Origin of the sequence: Mesorhizobium sp. Z1-4, from assembly GCF_004000235.1 — a bacterium.
In the GTDB taxonomy this organism is placed as follows: domain Bacteria; phylum Pseudomonadota; class Alphaproteobacteria; order Rhizobiales; family Rhizobiaceae; genus RCIO01.
The window spans coordinates 1-14,820 of the sequence record NZ_RCIO01000010.1 but is presented as its reverse complement, the minus strand read 5'-3'; the positions used below and the strand labels follow the sequence as shown (position 1 = coordinate 14,820).

General features: G+C 61.7%; 20 protein-coding genes and 1 pseudogene. 20 read left to right on the top strand and 1 reads right to left on the bottom strand.

Translation table 11 applies throughout. The annotated features are described in order from the left end of the window. The first annotated feature begins 2 nt into the window (after positions 1-2). From EP165_RS19830 to EP165_RS19790, 9 genes are all read left to right on the top strand, one after another. The gene (locus EP165_RS19830; protein ID WP_127524593.1) at positions 3-1,172 is read left to right on the top strand and encodes a DUF2213 domain-containing protein; all 1,170 of its coding nucleotides are present in this window, start codon (positions 3-5) and stop codon (positions 1,170-1,172) included. Positions 1,173-1,185: 13 nt separating this feature from the next. Beyond that, a complete protein-coding gene (locus tag EP165_RS19825; protein WP_127524592.1) occupies positions 1,186-1,926 on the top strand; it encodes a structural cement protein Gp24 in 741 nt (246 codons plus the stop codon). Positions 1,927-1,946: 20 nt separating this feature from the next. Then, positions 1,947-2,921: a DUF2184 domain-containing protein gene (locus EP165_RS19820; RefSeq protein ID WP_127524591.1), complete on the top strand. Its 975-nt coding sequence runs from the start codon at positions 1,947-1,949 to the stop codon at positions 2,919-2,921. Positions 2,922-2,989: 68 nt separating this feature from the next. Beyond that, the gene (locus EP165_RS19815; protein WP_127524590.1) at positions 2,990-3,307 is read left to right on the top strand and encodes a hypothetical protein; all 318 of its coding nucleotides are present in this window, start codon (positions 2,990-2,992) and stop codon (positions 3,305-3,307) included. Positions 3,308-3,311: 4 nt separating this feature from the next. Next, positions 3,312-3,794, top strand: a complete 483-nt coding sequence (locus tag EP165_RS19810; RefSeq protein ID WP_127524589.1) for a DnaT-like ssDNA-binding protein — start codon at positions 3,312-3,314, stop codon at positions 3,792-3,794. A 26-nt stretch (positions 3,795-3,820) separates the two neighbouring features. After that, entirely contained in the window at positions 3,821-4,171 is a 351-nt protein-coding gene (locus EP165_RS19805; RefSeq protein WP_245440278.1) for a hypothetical protein, read from the top strand. 172 nt (positions 4,172-4,343) lie between these two features. Then, a complete protein-coding gene (locus tag EP165_RS19800; RefSeq protein ID WP_127524587.1) occupies positions 4,344-5,402 on the top strand; it encodes a putative phage head morphogenesis protein in 1,059 nt (352 codons plus the stop codon). 10 nt (positions 5,403-5,412) lie between these two features. Beyond that, positions 5,413-5,652 carry a hypothetical protein gene (locus EP165_RS19795; protein ID WP_127524586.1) on the top strand — a complete coding sequence of 80 codons (240 nt, stop codon included), beginning with the start codon at positions 5,413-5,415 and terminating at the stop codon, positions 5,650-5,652. Further along, positions 5,649-6,098 (top strand): HK97 gp10 family phage protein, encoded by a 450-nt coding sequence (locus tag EP165_RS19790; RefSeq protein ID WP_127524585.1) that lies wholly within the window; start codon positions 5,649-5,651, stop codon positions 6,096-6,098. The genes EP165_RS19795 and EP165_RS19790 overlap by 4 nt, the downstream gene beginning before the upstream one ends. Here EP165_RS19790 and EP165_RS19785 read toward each other — a convergent pair. Further along, positions 6,076-6,270 (bottom strand): hypothetical protein, encoded by a 195-nt coding sequence (locus EP165_RS19785; protein ID WP_127524584.1) that lies wholly within the window; start codon positions 6,268-6,270, stop codon positions 6,076-6,078. The genes EP165_RS19790 and EP165_RS19785 overlap by 23 nt on opposite strands. A 19-nt stretch (positions 6,271-6,289) precedes the next feature. On the opposite strand from EP165_RS19785, the gene EP165_RS19780 reads away from it, so the two are divergent. The 11 genes and pseudogenes from EP165_RS19780 to EP165_RS19735 all read left to right on the top strand — a co-directional run. After that, positions 6,290-6,709, top strand: coding sequence for a DUF4128 domain-containing protein (locus tag EP165_RS19780; protein ID WP_127524583.1), 420 nt, complete (start codon positions 6,290-6,292; stop codon positions 6,707-6,709). Between the two features lie 78 nt (positions 6,710-6,787). Then, on the top strand, positions 6,788-7,243 hold the full coding sequence (locus EP165_RS19775) for a hypothetical protein (RefSeq protein ID WP_127524582.1): 456 nt from the start codon (positions 6,788-6,790) through the stop codon (positions 7,241-7,243). Positions 7,244-7,267: 24 nt separating this feature from the next. Next, on the top strand, positions 7,268-7,681 hold the full coding sequence (locus EP165_RS19770; protein WP_127524581.1) for a hypothetical protein: 414 nt from the start codon (positions 7,268-7,270) through the stop codon (positions 7,679-7,681). 4 nt (positions 7,682-7,685) lie between these two features. Then, positions 7,686-8,030: a hypothetical protein gene (locus tag EP165_RS19765; protein ID WP_127524580.1), complete on the top strand. Its 345-nt coding sequence runs from the start codon at positions 7,686-7,688 to the stop codon at positions 8,028-8,030. 95 nt (positions 8,031-8,125) lie between these two features. Continuing rightward, on the top strand, positions 8,126-8,263 hold the full coding sequence (locus EP165_RS20480) for a hypothetical protein (RefSeq protein ID WP_164743109.1): 138 nt from the start codon (positions 8,126-8,128) through the stop codon (positions 8,261-8,263). Continuing rightward, positions 8,260-10,608 carry a phage tail length tape measure family protein gene (locus EP165_RS19760; RefSeq protein ID WP_127524579.1) on the top strand — a complete coding sequence of 783 codons (2,349 nt, stop codon included), beginning with the start codon at positions 8,260-8,262 and terminating at the stop codon, positions 10,606-10,608. Before EP165_RS20480 ends, EP165_RS19760 begins: the two co-directional genes overlap by 4 nt. 5 nt (positions 10,609-10,613) lie before the next feature. Beyond that, positions 10,614-11,339 (top strand): hypothetical protein, encoded by a 726-nt coding sequence (locus EP165_RS19755; RefSeq protein ID WP_245440276.1) that lies wholly within the window; start codon positions 10,614-10,616, stop codon positions 11,337-11,339. Then, positions 11,336-11,920, top strand: a complete 585-nt coding sequence (locus EP165_RS19750) for a hypothetical protein (protein WP_127524578.1) — start codon at positions 11,336-11,338, stop codon at positions 11,918-11,920. Before EP165_RS19755 ends, EP165_RS19750 begins: the two co-directional genes overlap by 4 nt. Continuing rightward, entirely contained in the window at positions 11,905-12,300 is a 396-nt protein-coding gene (locus EP165_RS19745; RefSeq protein WP_127524577.1) for a DUF6950 family protein, read from the top strand. The genes EP165_RS19750 and EP165_RS19745 overlap by 16 nt, the downstream gene beginning before the upstream one ends. A 17-nt stretch (positions 12,301-12,317) precedes the next feature. Then, the gene (locus tag EP165_RS19740) at positions 12,318-14,183 is read left to right on the top strand and encodes a fibronectin type III domain-containing protein (protein ID WP_127524576.1); all 1,866 of its coding nucleotides are present in this window, start codon (positions 12,318-12,320) and stop codon (positions 14,181-14,183) included. Between the two features lie 67 nt (positions 14,184-14,250). Next, positions 14,251-14,820: pseudogene (locus EP165_RS19735) on the top strand (hypothetical protein); the annotation flags it as partial.

The window sequence follows — 14,820 nt, the reverse complement described above, 5'->3', positions numbered from 1 at the left end:
TCATGCAATTCACTGACATTGCCGTTGTCGCGGGAACGCGACGGCGCGACGACGGCTATCTCGTAGCCGATGCCCGGATCGCTCGCACAGGCGTTCAGCACTATCTGGGCTCCGAAGTCGGTCGCGACGATATGGCGACCGTGCGCGTCTATCGACCCGGCGCGGAAGTGTTCGCTGACGCCACGTTGAAGTCCGCGGCGCATCGGCCGGTGACGAACGATCACCCGGCCGAAATGGTCAATTCCGAAAACTGGAAACAGCATGCGGTCGGGCAGACCGGCGACGAAGTGACCGGCGAGGGCATCTTCATTCGTGTCCCGCTAATGGTCAGCGACGAGGCTACGATCAAGCTTATCGAAGACGGTAAGCGCGAATTGAGCGCGGGCTACACCTGCGATCTGGACTGGACGGCGGGACAAACGTCCTCCGGCGAGGCCTACGACGCCATTCAAAAGAATATCCGGCTCAACCACGTTGCCATCGTGCAGCGCGGTCGCGCGGGTTCACAGGTCCGCATCGGAGATGCGGCGAGCTGGGGCGTTGCCCCGATTTCCACCACTGACAAGGAGACCATCACAATGAGTGATGTACTTCGCACTGTGGTCGTGGACGGGCTGTCGGTGAGCACCACCGATCAGGGCGCCCAGGCCATCAGCAAACTGATGAAAGACCTCGAGGCTTCGACGGCGAAGATCGCCGATGCCGAGAAGAAACTCGCGGACGCCGAAGCGGCCCACGCCAAGGCCCTGGCTGACAAGGATGCCGAGATCGCGAAGAAGGATGCGGCAATCGACGCAGAGAAGGCCAAGATTCTGTCTGACGCCGATATCGACAAGCGTGTGGCGGCCCGCGCCGGCCTGATCACCGTCGCCAAGGCCATCGCCAAGGACGTGAAGACCGATGGCGTTTCGGATGCCGATATCCGCAAGGCCGTTGTCGTCGCCGCGCTCGGCGATGCTGCGGTGAAGGACAAGACCGAGGCGTATATCGACGCCCGCTTCGAAATCCTTGCCGAAGACGCCGCCAAAAAGGCGGGCAAGCTCGATGCTTTCCGCCACGTTGTAGGCGACGGGCTTCAGTCCGATGCCGATGGCGAGAAGGCTGTTTCCGACGCCTACGCGGCGATGGTGAAGGACATGCAGTCCGCTCACCTGCCCGCCAAGGCCAACTGAGGAGTCCAGATACATGGCTACCTATCAGACGACCTACACTGAGGCTCCCGCGATTGGTCTTCCGGGTCAGATTGCGAACGAGGAGCTTTGCAACAAGGTCAGCCGCACCGTTGAAAGCGCGGCTGGCATCGAATTCGGCCAGCCGGCATTCCGCGGTTCGGGCGATCATGGCGTTGTCGTGGGGGCTACCTTCGCGGCAACCGGCGCGGGTTCCGAGGCCGCGGGCAATACTGGTACGGGTGAAATCACTGACGCGCCGACCGTTGCCGCTGGTGCGAAGGCTGGTCGCTACATCGCGATCCTGCAGGCGACTTCCGCGACCGCTCTGTTCCACGTCTACGACCCTGACGGCATCTATGTCGGGAGCGGCAATGTGGCGACCGAGTTCGACGCCGCGGGCCTCACCTTCACGATCGCCAATGGCGGCACCATGACCATAGGCGACACGTTCTACATCGACGTGACGTACACAGCGAACGCATCGTTTGTTGGCCTCGCCGTACTCACGCCAGCCGTACCGCCGGCTGCATCCACCCCAGACAAGTACCCGCAGTATTTCACCGGCGCCTTCATGACCGAAGGCCAGATGTACGTCACTGCTGGCGCAACGGTTGTTGACGGCGGGGACGTGTATTGGAACCCCGCAACCAAGCGCTACACCTCAACCACGACGCACATTCGCATCCCCGGTGCGGTGTTCGATACGGGCGGCGGCAACGGCGATATCGTCGAAGTCTCGCTCAAGAACCGCTGATCGCGAAAGGAGCAGCACCAATGAATATTCACGCACCGCAGCCTTTCGCTGATGCGCAGGCCGCGTACCCCTTCGTCATTGCGCAGGGTCGCAACATCGAGACGCGCGTCTATCAGCGCCGTTACCCGACGTTCAACTACGGCGCTCACGTGCCGGTAGTGACCGAGGGCAACGAATGGGCAATCGGGACCACGTTCTTCAGCATGGACGTGGCGGGTCAGGCCAAGTTCATCTCCGGCTCTGGCACCGACATGCCGTTCGTCTCATCCACCCGCGACCAGGCCAGCCACGACTTCGCCATGATCGGCGCGGGCTGGGACTGGACCATGGAGGAGATCAATCAGGCGGCGCTCTACGGCACCAATCTGCGCGACACCGACGCCATGACGGCATCGAGCGAGATCGAGCGCCTTCTGAACACGATCGCCATGTCGGGCTCGACCGAGAAGAACTGGACCGGCTTCGTCAATGACGCGACAGTCTCCCGCGCTGATGTTGCGGCGGATGGCACCAGCTCGTCTCAGTTCTGGTCCGCCAAGTCGGTCGATCAGATCCTCCGCGACATCAATCTGGCCCTGACCACGGTTCGCACCCAGACCTCGGAAGTCGAATGGGCAGATGCCATTCGCATTCCACCCGAGGCGTTCCGTGACATCGCCACCCGCCGGCTCGGTTCCGGCGACGGCATGATCACGGTGCTTGAATATCTGCGCCGTAACAACATCTACACGGCGGAGACGGGCCAGGCGCTCGATATCCAGCCGCTGCGTGAGCTCGCAACGGCGTCGAATGACGGGGGCGGCCGCATGGTCGCATATCGTCGCGATACCGAGGTGCTTCGCTTTCATCTGCCGATGCCGCGGCGCGTGCTGCAGCCTCGCCAGAAGTCCATCATGGGCTGGGAGCAGGGCAGCATCGCCCGCACCGGCGGGACGGAAATCCGCCTGCCCGGTGCCATGACCTATCTGGACGAGATCACCGCCGTTCCGTCCTGATCGGAGCCGATATAGAGGGGCCGGGGTGACCCGGCCCTTTCAGTATCCGCTCGCAAGGGAGAAATCACATGCAAGTCACCAACAATTCGAAGCGTGTCGAGGGTTTTCACACGGTCACCGGCTTCCGGCAGGTCAAGCCAGGCGAGACGCGCGATCTCGACCTGTCCGATGAAGCCGTGAAGCTGGCCAAGCGCCTGCCGTACATCGCGCTCGGTGGGGCAAAGGACAAGGCCAAGTCGGAGACGCAGCCGAATGCCGAGGGCGACACGCCTATCGATGATCGCGACGAACTGAAGGCGCAGGCCGACGAGCTCGGCATCGATTACGCCAAGAACATCTCGACAGACAAACTGCGCGAAATGATCGACGCCAAGCTGGCGGAGTAGGTACATGGCCGGGTATGGCTCTGACGCCGCCTATGAGGCGTGGCTGACGGAACAGGGGTATACCGTGCCCGAGACCGCGCCATCATCAACCATTCAGCGCCAGCGGGCCAGCGTCTACATCGATGCGACCTATGAAGCCCGCTTTCCCGGCGAACGCACCAGTGCATCACAGGAACGGGCTTGGCCGCGCAGTGGAGCAACGCTGTTCGGCTCTGACCTCGCCACAAGCGCGATCCCTCAGCAGGTCATCGATGCGTCCTACATGGCCGCATATCTCAGCGCCAACAGCCTGCTTGTGCTGTCCGTCTCTACCGACCCGAACCAGCGTGTGAAGCGGCAGAAGGTCGACACAATCGAGCGCGAGTTCTTTGAGCCGGGTGGCGGCAGCTTCGCAGCACCCTATGCACGAACCAACTCACTGATCGACGGGATGCTCTATCCGCTGATCGGGCCGATGAACGCCGAGCCGAACGTTCTGGTCGTCTGATGGGCTTCTACGATGAAATACAAGAGATGGCAGCCGAGCTGCTGGCGCCTGAAACCGAAGGTGGGCTGGCGCAAGGCGCGGTCTCGCTGAAGCGCATCGCAACCGCCGCGCCGGATCCGTCGACGCCATGGATGCCGGGCGCCGAAACGGTCACGACCTATGCTCTCAATGCCACGGTGAAGCGTATGCACCAGCGCTATGAGAACGGCGTGCTGGTGGTCGAGACGGGCGACATGGTGACATTCGCAGTGCCGGAAGTAATGCCGGTGCTTTCCGACAGGCTGGTCATCGACTGCGCGGAGCGTGTCATGACGAACCTGACGCCTGTGCCGGCGGCGGGAACGCCCGTGATGTTCAAGGCGTGGTGCGCAGCGTGACCGACCAGGAGCGGGCGGTCCTTGACCGGCTGGTGGAGGCGTGGAACGCGTTTCTACTTTTGCCAATCGAGCATGGCGACGACACCGAAGAATTCCGTCATGGCATCCATCGCTTGCAGGAGAAGGTTCTATCCCGACCCGCTAGACGCTGTATGAAGGGTGGCGAATAAGTATGCCCCGCCAGCCCGATAGCCAACTCGTCGCCGAACTGTTGGCGAAGTGGGAGCCGGAACTGCGCTCCGCGTTCCTCGACGCCGTGGCGGACATTCGTGACAGCATCACGTTGCGCGTGATTGTCGAACGGCTGGAGCGCGGCGATGTGGAGGGCGCTATCCGCGCCATGAACTTGGAACCCGAGGCATTCGCCCGGCTCGAGCGCGTCATCGCGGAGGCATACTACGACGGCGGGCAGGCCACGGTCGGCAACCTGCCGTTGGTTCGCGATCCCGATGGCAGTCGCATCGTGTTCCGTTTCGCCGTCCGCAACCCGGAAGCCGAAGCATGGCTGCGGCAGCACTCGTCGGGATTGGTCACGCGCACCACCGACGACATGCGCCAGGCCATCCGCCAGCATCTCACAGACGGGCTGGCGCAGGGCCAGAACCCGCGTCAGACAGCATTGCAGGTAGTCGGACGCGTAGACAGGGCCAGCAACCGGCGCACGGGCGGAGTGATAGGCTTGACGGCCCAACAGGAGACCTTCGTTTCCAGCGCCCGGCGTGAGCTTCTGTCGGGCGATCCCGAGGCCATGCGGCACTACCTGACGCGAGGCAGGCGGGACAAGCGCTTTGACCGGGCCATTTTGAAGGCCATCCGCGAGGAGCGGCCGCTAGATTCGGATACGGTAGTCAGGATCGCTGGTCGGTACAGCGACCGGCTTCTGCAGCTTCGCGGTGAATCAATCGGTCTCAGCGAGACGATGACAGCCATCGCCAGAAGCCGGCACGATGCCATTGGCCAGCAGATCGCGGCGGGAAAGCTCGAAGCGCGGGACGTGGTCAAGGTCTGGAAAACTACCCCGCAGGAGCATCCGCGGCTTCACCACCGGGCGATGAACGGCAAGTCGGTCCCGTGGGGCGAGCAATTCGAACTGCCGAACGGCGTTCGTATGGACTACCCGCATGCGCCCGATGCGCCGGCCGGTGAGACGCTATTCTGCAAGTGCACCTATGAAACGCGGATCGCCTTTGCTGGTGCTCTTGTCCGCCGCTATCGCGCCGAGGCCGCTTAGGAGAACTGCAATGACCGAAGCAAAGAAACCCGCCGATCAGTTTCAGATCGGCGATACGGTTCTGTACGTGCCGGAAGGCGTAATCACGACGATCCGGGGCTACACGTGGCAGACCAACATCGGCAACCCGCCGCGCATTCTAACCTATGCACTGGACTGCGGCATCAACGTAACGACCAGCATGATCGAGCGCCTTGACGATGCAAAGGCAAGTGCGGGCGGCACCAGAGCCAAATCGCGCAGCACATGACGCAATCTTTCGCCGCAACGGTCGAGCAGTGGGCGCGCGATGTGGAAGGCGTCGTGGAGGTGATTTTTCGGGAGAGCGTTCAGGAACTGGTCTCTCAAGCCGACGACCTCCTCACGCAGCTCGTCTACGCCGCCCCGCCGTCACCCAACTACCGCAGGACAGGCTTTCTCCGGTCGTCACTGACCATATCAACCGCGTCAATGCCTCTTGCAAGCCGGCCGCAAGGCGCCCTCGATGCTGACTACATGGCGGAAATCACGGCAACGATTGCAGGGTCGGACATCACCGAAACCATCTATGTGGGATGGACGGCTGAATATGCACCGTTCGTTCACTGGGGAGCACGGGGTCAACCGCCGAAGCCTTGGGTGACGCTGGTAGCTCAAAGGTGGCAAGAGATCGTCGCGAGGGTTGCGGCACGGGTCAAGGATCGTCTGGGGCTGTAACGGGCTTCTCCCGTTCCATGTGCATCAGCGCACCGTAGGGGCCTGTGAGGGCCAACCGGAGTGCCTTGTGGCCCAATGGAGTCTCGGCCTTCACGTTCACGATCTCCCGCATCTTGTCATGCAGGAACGTCTCGATTTCTTCGTCGGATTTGAACTGGTTGTCGCTGGGCATCGAAGGGGAGCAATAGCACATGCCGACGACGATTGAAGCCAGGATCGAGAAAGCGCTGCTGGAGCGGGTCAACACGATCACCGTGTCACCGGCGCTCCCAATCGCGTGGCCGAACGTCAATTACACGCCGTCACCGTCAACTCGATATCTGCGCGTCAATCATATTCCAAACCGCGCAGGGCGGGTGCACATAAGCAGCACTGCTGCGCATCGCCGTTACGGCGTCCTGCAAATGACGGCGTTCCTGCCGAAGAATGGCGGGCCGACCAACGCGACCGAACTGGCCGGCGCTGTCGCGGCCCACTTTCCGGCCGATCACGAAATGACGGTCGAGGGCGTCACCGTACGGGTGACCGAAGCTCCAAGCATCGCGCAGGCGTTGCCCGACGACACACATTGGATGGTGCCGATCACCGTCCCCTACGAATGCTGGGCCTAGCTCAGTAAGCCCGAAACGGCCTTGGGCAAGCCGCCTGGAGCGTCGTGAGACGCCCTGTCCCCTAGAAGGAAGCCCCTTATGGCACTGCACCAGGTAGTGGCTGGTAGCCGCTTCTATATCGGCGGCACCATTGCCGATCAAAACTCCGATTTCGCCGAATCCGACTTCTCCGGCCAGTCGTGGACCGAAGTAGACGGATGGGAAACGATGGGTGACCTCGGCGAGGAGCCGAACATCATCACCACGTCGGTGATCAACCGCAACCGCGACAAGGCCCAGAAGGGCACGCGGCAAGTCGTTACGATGGAGAACCGCTTCACCATCTATCCCGACGACGCCGGCCAGTTGGCGTGCATCGCGGCCGAAGCCGACGACGACAACTACGCCTTCCGGCTGGTGTTCCCGTCCGGTGCGCAGCGGCTGTTCATCGGCCTTGTGGTGAGTTCGCGCGAGATCGGCGGCACGGCAAATACGCCTCGCATGCTTCAGGTGAACATAGCCCGCAATTCCAATGTGGTGAAGGTCGCGGCCTAAGCCCTTTCGTGAAGGAACACTGAAATGACCGACATTTCCGTAACGGCGGCCAGCGTGGTCGCCGGAACAAACGCTGTGACCGAAAACGGCCGCGCCGGCGCAACGATTACAGCCGGCCAGGTGGTCTACAAAGACGCATCGGACGGCAAGTTCAAGCTGGCCGACAGCGACAGCGGCACCGCTGCCGTGAAAGTCGCCTATGGCATCGCGCTCAACGGCGCTGCAGATGGCCAGCCCCTTTCGGTGGCGAAGAAGGGCGATGTCACATTCAACGCCGTTCTGACGGCTGGTACGGCCTATTACCTATCCGAAACGGCGGGCGGTATCCAGCCGCAGGCTGACGTGGCGTCGGAGGACGTTATCTTCCTCGGGCTGGCCAAATCCACCACCGTTCTGGCGCTGGATATCCAGATCCCAGGCGTGACAGTCGGAGCGTAACGTCATGACCAAGAAAGCATCCATGGGCGCGGGCAACGTGCCGATTACTCTCGACGGAGAGGAGTGCGTCCTGCGCCCCACGCTGAAGGCGGCGCAGACAATCTCGCGACAGGCCGGCGGTCTGATGGCGGCGATCGAGGCAATTACGAAGTTCGACTTTGACGCCATCACGCAGATCATCGCGCTCGGTCTGGACCGGCCCGTGAAGGACGTTGCCGACGAGGTGTGGCGCACTGGATTGTCGGAGTTGTCCGCCCCGGCCGTGACCTTCGTGTCGATCCTCGCCAACGGTGGTCGTCCGCTCGACAGTGCCGGAGGAGAGGAAGGGACGGACCCTCAGAGCGAGTAACGCTGGTCGAATTCTATGACCGGCTTGCCGAGATTGCCATCGGCTGGCTGGGCTGGACCGAGCATCAGGCACTTTCCGCAGACGTGAACGCCATCATGGCCGGGTTCGAAGGTCGTCTCGACATGTACGAGACGGTCGGCTGGATCACGCGCGAGGAAAAGCCGGAAACGGCGGCGCGTCCGATGGATGAGAAACTTTTCGACGCGATGTTTGGCGGTGGAGCGAAGGCATGACGACTGCTGAACTTGGCTTCGCTATTCGAAGCGAACAGGCCCAGAAGGCAAGCGACGACCTCAACAGGATGGTCGAGTCGTCCAGGAGGGCCGAAGCCGCCGCCGCCAGCATGGGGCAGGCTGTGCAAGCCGCGCTCGCGCCAGTCGCCGCCACGCTCCAGAAGGTAGAGCGCAACACGGCAAAAATGGTGGACGGGTTAAAGCGAACGGAACCCGCAGCCAACGACGTCACGCGGTCATTCGGGCAAGCCGAACTTGCCATGCAGCGATTCATCGACCGTCAGACCGGTGTCACGCGCGCAACAACGCAATGGCAAGGCCCGCTTGCCGATGTCGGCGCTGAGATGGACCGGCTGCGGGCGAAGTATAACCCGCTGTTCGCGGCATCGAAGCAATACGAGGCGGAACTGAATGAACTGAACCGCGCGCACCGCCTTGGCGCAATCACATCGCAGGAACATGGCGCGGCGCTGGTAGCGCTCAATGCCAACTACCAGATGGCGGCAGGCGGCGCGCAGACCTATGCAACGAGTGCCCGCTTCGCCCAGATGCAGACCCGGAACCTGGCGTTTCAGGTTCAGGACATCGGCATGATGATGGCGATGGGCCAGAACCCGTTCATGCTTCTGGCCCAGCAGCTTCCGCAGGTCACGATGTATGGCGGTCGGCTCAACGGTATCTTCGGCGCGCTGCGCACAACATTTGCCGGCCTACTGTCTCCGCTCGGTCTGGTCACGGCCGGCTTTGTTCTTGCTGGCAGTGCTGCGATTTCCTATTTCGCCAGCGCCGACGATGAATCCGAGAAGGTTGCGGACGCGCTCAAAGAACAGGAAACGCTTATTCGCAAAGTCGCGGATCAGTGGGGCGATGCCATCCCGGCCATCCGTGAATACGCCGACGAACTGGACCGGTTGCGCAACGAAAGCGAACTCGCGGCGAGCGTCCAGGAACTCACCAATCGGGCATGGCAGCAGGCTCGCGACCTTCTGCCGGACATCAAGACCGAGATCGGCGGCATCGTCAACGAGATGGTGCGAGCCGGGGCATCCAGCCGCGAGATTGACGGGCTGCGGAATGCCTTCAATGAGGCTGACCGGGCGGCTCAAGACCTGCGCACCGAGATCAGTCGGGGCACGCAGACCACCGAGGATTTCGACCGCGTAACGGACGCTCTGGTGGCGCTGCTTGGTAACGAAGCGGTGCGCGGATCGAGTGCCCTTGCGAATGCCATCGATGATCTTCGCGATGCCTACAGTGCGGCCGCAGATGAAGCGGTGAGGCTGGGGCAGGCGACGGCAAATGCTCTCGCGATAGCGGCCGCGCAGGAAGCCAACAAGGGGCGCTTCGACAAGACGGGAGCACGATTGCAGCCCGGCGCTGAACCGCTTTCCAATGCTGAGTTCGGCAGCCGCTTCGGCTGGGACAACATCATCGACTTCCCGAAGGAGCGTAAGAAGCGCGGCGGTAGTTCCGAGGCAGAGAAACTTGCCGACAGCTATGCGGACATCGTTCGCGAGGCCAATCAGGCCACCGATGCGTTCAACCGCCAACGCGACGCGCTGTTCATGTCGGAAGAAGCCGCCGCTGAAATGCGGCATCAGGCCGAACTTCTGAACCGCGCGCAGGACGCCGGCATCAACCTGACAGCCCAGCAGACGGCCGATCTGATGGGGCTCGGTTCCGCAATGGCGGCGGCAGAGATCGCATATCAGAAGACCAAGGAAGCACTCGACTTCGCCAAGTCGACGGTGAAGGGCTTCGTATCCGATCTGCGTTCCGGTCTGGAGCAGGGCAAGAGCTTCTGGGAATCGTTTGGACAGGCGGCCAGCAACGTGCTCGACAAGATCATCGACAAGATGCTGAACAACCTGATCGACGCGATCTTCGCAGTCAATCGATCGGCAGGCGGCCGTGGCGGCGGTATTTTTGGCGGCATCTTCGGATGGATCGGCAAGCTACTCGGGTTTGCGCGAGGTGGCCTGTTCGATGCGGGCCAGCAGGTGCATGCCTTCGCCAATGGCGGCGTGGTCAATCGCCCGACCGTGTTCCCCTTCGCCAACGGGATCGGCCTCATGGGCGAAGCCGGGCCGGAAGCCATCATGCCGCTGCGCCGCGGGCCGAACGGAAGGCTGGGCGTCGAGGCGGCGAACCAGAACAGCCGGACGCCGCCGCAAGAGGTTATCGTGACGATAAAGGGCGTCTTTGTCGACGACAACGGCGTCATCAAAGCTCGCATCGACCATTCGGAGCGGCGCGCCACACAAGCAGGCGCGGCGCTTGGCGCAAAGCAGATTGCGGACAATATGCCCGGTCTTCTCGCAAATGCCCAGGCAAGGGACTTCTAACTGAAATGGCTGTTCTTGTTTGGCCGAGAGACGAACTCCCGCCGCGCAATTTTCGTATTGATCCGTCGCCGCGCAACCTGCGCGGTCCAGCGTCGATCGACGGCCCGTCACAGATCGGTGCATCCGATGCCGGCCTTTGGGTTGGGCAGTTCACGGACATTCCGGTCCACCAGCAACATGGCAAGCAACGCATCGAACTCTGGCACGCAATCGCCGGGATCGTAGAGGGCCGATTGACGCCTATTGTCGTTCCCGTATTTGTCGCGGGCCGACGCCCGCTTCCTGACGGGGTGATCGATGCGGATATCGACTACGAGGTCGATCTTCCACATAGTGACGACAGCTATTTCGATGACGACAGCGGTTATGAAACCGGCTGGATAGAGGTCAGTCTGTCAACATCGGCTTCCCGGCGGGCCACGCAGGTGTCGGTGACTAAGAGCTTGTGTGGCGAAATCCGTTCTGGGATGCGTTTCAGCGTTGGAGCGGTCGGTTCCGTCAGTAATCCTGTTCGGCTGTATCAGGTGAAGCGGATCGTCTCGCAGATGGTAAGCGCTGCCACTTTCACGATTTGGCCGCCATTGAGAGAGGCGCTGTCGTCCGGCGCTCGCACAGAGTGGGCTCGCCCCCACGTCCAGATGCGCCTCGCGAGCGACAATGAAATGGACCTGATGCTGCAGCCTGTCGGCTTGGCCGATCCGCCGACAATCAATCTGCTCGAGGATCTATGAGCTTCTTCACAGAGGATCAGGCGGCGATATTAGCCGGGCGAGAGGTGCGCGCAGCTTGGTTGGCGCAAGCCGAGTTCAAAAGCGAGACCAAGCGCCTGTGGGCGGGCAACACGGTTCTTGATGCCAACGGCTACGAGTGGCAACCAACCTATGGTGCAGTTGTGCCCGACGATCTCGGCTGGGTCGGTGAGCCGGTTTCCAGGCAGATCAGTTTCCGGCTGTCGGGCATCGGCCTCGATCTGGTCACTTTGGCGCTTGCTGAAACGGAGGAAGCCGATCAGCAGCCGATCACGGTTTACATGCTCTTCATGGATGAAACGTGGGCGCCAGTCGGCAGTCCCGTGCCGGTCTTTGCGGGTCTGATGCAGCCCCCCAAGGTCTCGCGCGGCGAGATCGACGGCTTGGATGGCGCAGAGATGTCGGTCGTGCTGACCGCGGAAAACCTGTTCTTCAACCGCGCCAAGCCGCCGAATGGCCGTTACACGTCATCGGATCAGGCGAAGCGTGTGGGCTGGGTGGACAAGTTCTTCAACTACACCCCCTTGCTTGTGAACAGAACTTTCAGATGGCCGATATTCTGACGCCAGAGCGGTTCTTCCTCGACGCGAGCGCTGAAAGGTTCGAGTGGGGCGAGAACGACTGCGTTCACATAGCAGACAGGTGGGCCACGGTCCATTTTGGGAGGTCGTTCGTCGAGCATTCGGCGCAAAGGTATCATTCCGAGGCAGGGGCGATCGTCATGGCGTTGGCCTGGCCGCTACCGGTCTGGGTGGCGCGCGCTATGCGCCGGGCAGGGTTTTGGCGGGTCAATGAGGCAGCACCAGGCGATATCGGCGTCATCGTGCATGGGCGGCTGATGGTGTGCGCCGTTCGCGGCTCGGGCATGTGGCTATATCGGCAAAATCGAGGCGTTGGCGGTACGCGTGAAGATGTTCGCGTGCTGGGTCTCTGGCGCGGCTGATCAAACAGGACAATCGGATGCTCAAACGAACCGTGGCAGTAATTGCCGCGAGCATCGCGCTTTGGCCGTCTCAGGCTGTCGCAATGCCGCAGTTTATTGCCGGCCTGCTGCTGCCTCTCGTGACTTCGTCCCCGATATTCTTTCTGGGGCCGGCTGCGATCAGTGCGGTTTCGATCGGGCTCGGCTATGCCGCAGTTATCGGCGTTGGGTTACTCGCTCAGACGGCCCTCGGCCGCCAGCCGGCGCCCAAGCCCGAGGACGTCCAGACCAATTTCCGGCAGGCTACGCCCGTCCGAGTGGCGCTGTACGGGCAAGGGCTGCTCGGTGGGCCATGGGTGTTTGGCGGGGTCGATTCCGACGGCTACTTCCATCGGATAGTAGCTATCGCGTCCCGGCAGATTTACGCCATCGACGAAATCTGGATCGACGACATCGAGAACGTCAGTCTGTCGGCGTCGATCCTGTCGGGCGGGTATGTGACCTCCTCGCCATATGGCAGCACTGGTGGCGGGCAGTGGATATTCACTGAAGGGCGTCTTGGGACGAGTGTGGATGTCGCCTATTCTATCTTGGTCAACGCCGGAATTGGGTGGACAGCCTTCCATCTTGGGTACGGCATCGCGAGCATCTACACCCGCTTTACCGGACCTGATGTCGATCAGATTCAGAAACTCTTTCCGAACGGCATCAACACCCTCGTACGGGCGCGTTGTCGAGGTTGCCTCGTATGGGACCCGAACGACGGCGGACAGGATCAGGACGACGCATCGACGTGGACCTACTCTGACAACGCCGCTCGCGTGATCCTCGACTACGCAAGGCATCCGGATGGGTTTCGCATTCCTGACAGCCTGTTGCTCACGCCCTTGGCGATTGCGGGTTGGCAGCAGGCTACTACAGATTGCGGTGACGCCATCACGCTGAAGGCGGGCGGCATCGAGTCGCGATATCGCATTTGGGGTTCTTACGCTTACAACGAACGCCCGGCGGACGTTCTCCGCCGCTTCATGCAGGCTTGCAATGCCAGACTGAAGCCTGTTCCAGACGGTGGCTATACGATCGAGGTCGGCAAGTGGCGCGCGCCTGAGATAACGATCGACGAGACGCACATCGTTGGGTGGTCGGACCTTTCACGCGGCCGCGACATCCTGCAGACCGCCAACACGATCTACTCACAGTACACGTCAATAGGTCATGGCTGGCAGGGCACCGACGCGCAGCCCTGGGTTGACACGGCCGACGTTTCCGACCGCGGCGAGATATCGGCCTCAGTCGACTTCATTAATGCGCCGTCGCATGGGCAATGCCGCCGGCTCATGAAGATTGAGGCGCACCGCGCCGATCCAGATTTCGTCGGCACGTTCGTCCTGAACAAAGCTGGTGTGATCTGCTTTGGCGAGCGGTTCATCAACATGTCCTACGACGCGCTGGGCGTCTCGGGCACATACGAAGTGCTCGAGTTCAAATGGCTGTTCGGCGAACATGGCATTCTTCGCGGGTGCCAGATCACTGTTCAGTCGATCAGCTCGGCTGCATACGATTGGGATGCTGCAACGGAAGAAGGTGAGCCGGGTGGCACCGAAAACCCACCTGCTGTTGACCCGTGGGCGGCCCCCGAACTGACCCTGACGATGCAGGCAGGCAGTGAGGCAGACCTGGATTGGGGCGCACCAGTTTCAGGCGCGTTCTCTGTTACTCGCATCCAATATCAAAACACAACGACGATGGACCCGGTTGTCGAGAGCACTGTCGCCTCATCTACCCTGACAGCCACAATCACCGGACTTACTGCCGGAGACGACTATCAGTTCCGCATCCGCCACGAAGCGTCTCTTTCGCAGACTGAGTGGTCGGATTGGGAAAGCGACACCGCGCTCGCCTGAGCGCCCTCTGAAAACCGATTGACACATCACCTGCATTCAGCGGGGCGATGTCGCTTGGAGAATTGGCATGATCAACACCGCCAACATGATCTGGCGCGATTTTCCCACGGACGGCGTTGCTTCGTCGACCAAGCACAAGCCGAGCAAGGCGGAAATCCGCGCATGGGGCACATGGGTCGAGGCCGGGTTAAATGCTGGCACGCTCAACGGCCCATGGGAGGCGAGCAAGGCCGCTCTGGATGCAAACCTTGCCCATGACGCGAAGACGGTCGGGTTTGTATATGAGACCGCTGACATCGGCACATACGTCAAGGTCGGCGCGTCTGGCGCCGGGTCATGGTCGAAGATCCTCGACTTCATTCCGGGCTACCAGCTCGCGAAAGCCACTGACGATGGAAACTCCACGGCCAATGCCTTCACCATGGACACATCGCCGCGCGCATCTGCGGCCGATGGCATCACGCTCATTCGCGGCTTTTTCCCTGCTACGAACACGAACTCGACTGTATCGATCACGTTCGATGACGGGACCGAGCTTGCGCTGAAGGCAGGCGCGGGCGTCAACCCGCCTGTTGGCAGTTGCGTTCAGGGATCGCCGTTCATAGGCGAGATCGCTGAATCGGGCACCGAGTTTCGG

What these genes read in the sequence shown, in the direction of transcription:
- EP165_RS19800 (WP_127524587.1), top strand. Translation starts at nt 4,344, where the DNA reads ATGCCCCGCCAGCCCGATAGCCAACTCGTCGCCGAACTGTTGGCGAAG.
- EP165_RS19785 (WP_127524584.1), bottom strand. Translation starts at nt 6,270, where the DNA reads ATGCCCAGCGACAACCAGTTCAAATCCGACGAAGAAATCGAGACGTTC.
- EP165_RS19760 (WP_127524579.1), top strand. Translation starts at nt 8,260, where the DNA reads ATGACGACTGCTGAACTTGGCTTCGCTATTCGAAGCGAACAGGCCCAG.
- EP165_RS19755 (WP_245440276.1), top strand. Translation starts at nt 10,614, where the DNA reads ATGGCTGTTCTTGTTTGGCCGAGAGACGAACTCCCGCCGCGCAATTTT.
- EP165_RS19770 (WP_127524581.1), top strand. Translation starts at nt 7,268, where the DNA reads ATGACCGACATTTCCGTAACGGCGGCCAGCGTGGTCGCCGGAACAAAC.
- EP165_RS19795 (WP_127524586.1), top strand. Translation starts at nt 5,413, where the DNA reads ATGACCGAAGCAAAGAAACCCGCCGATCAGTTTCAGATCGGCGATACG.
- EP165_RS19815 (WP_127524590.1), top strand. Translation starts at nt 2,990, where the DNA reads ATGCAAGTCACCAACAATTCGAAGCGTGTCGAGGGTTTTCACACGGTC.
- EP165_RS19780 (WP_127524583.1), top strand. Translation starts at nt 6,290, where the DNA reads ATGCCGACGACGATTGAAGCCAGGATCGAGAAAGCGCTGCTGGAGCGG.
- EP165_RS19790 (WP_127524585.1), top strand. Translation starts at nt 5,649, where the DNA reads ATGACGCAATCTTTCGCCGCAACGGTCGAGCAGTGGGCGCGCGATGTG.
- EP165_RS19810 (WP_127524589.1), top strand. Translation starts at nt 3,312, where the DNA reads ATGGCCGGGTATGGCTCTGACGCCGCCTATGAGGCGTGGCTGACGGAA.
- EP165_RS19745 (WP_127524577.1), top strand. Translation starts at nt 11,905, where the DNA reads ATGGCCGATATTCTGACGCCAGAGCGGTTCTTCCTCGACGCGAGCGCT.
- EP165_RS19820 (WP_127524591.1), top strand. Translation starts at nt 1,947, where the DNA reads ATGAATATTCACGCACCGCAGCCTTTCGCTGATGCGCAGGCCGCGTAC.
- EP165_RS20480 (WP_164743109.1), top strand. Translation starts at nt 8,126, where the DNA reads ATGGCCGGGTTCGAAGGTCGTCTCGACATGTACGAGACGGTCGGCTGG.
- EP165_RS19825 (WP_127524592.1), top strand. Translation starts at nt 1,186, where the DNA reads ATGGCTACCTATCAGACGACCTACACTGAGGCTCCCGCGATTGGTCTT.
- EP165_RS19740 (WP_127524576.1), top strand. Translation starts at nt 12,318, where the DNA reads ATGCTCAAACGAACCGTGGCAGTAATTGCCGCGAGCATCGCGCTTTGG.
- EP165_RS19830 (WP_127524593.1), top strand. Translation starts at nt 3, where the DNA reads ATGCAATTCACTGACATTGCCGTTGTCGCGGGAACGCGACGGCGCGAC.
- EP165_RS19750 (WP_127524578.1), top strand. Translation starts at nt 11,336, where the DNA reads ATGAGCTTCTTCACAGAGGATCAGGCGGCGATATTAGCCGGGCGAGAG.
- EP165_RS19805 (WP_245440278.1), top strand. Translation starts at nt 3,821, where the DNA reads ATGGCAGCCGAGCTGCTGGCGCCTGAAACCGAAGGTGGGCTGGCGCAA.
- EP165_RS19775 (WP_127524582.1), top strand. Translation starts at nt 6,788, where the DNA reads ATGGCACTGCACCAGGTAGTGGCTGGTAGCCGCTTCTATATCGGCGGC.
- EP165_RS19765 (WP_127524580.1), top strand. Translation starts at nt 7,686, where the DNA reads ATGACCAAGAAAGCATCCATGGGCGCGGGCAACGTGCCGATTACTCTC.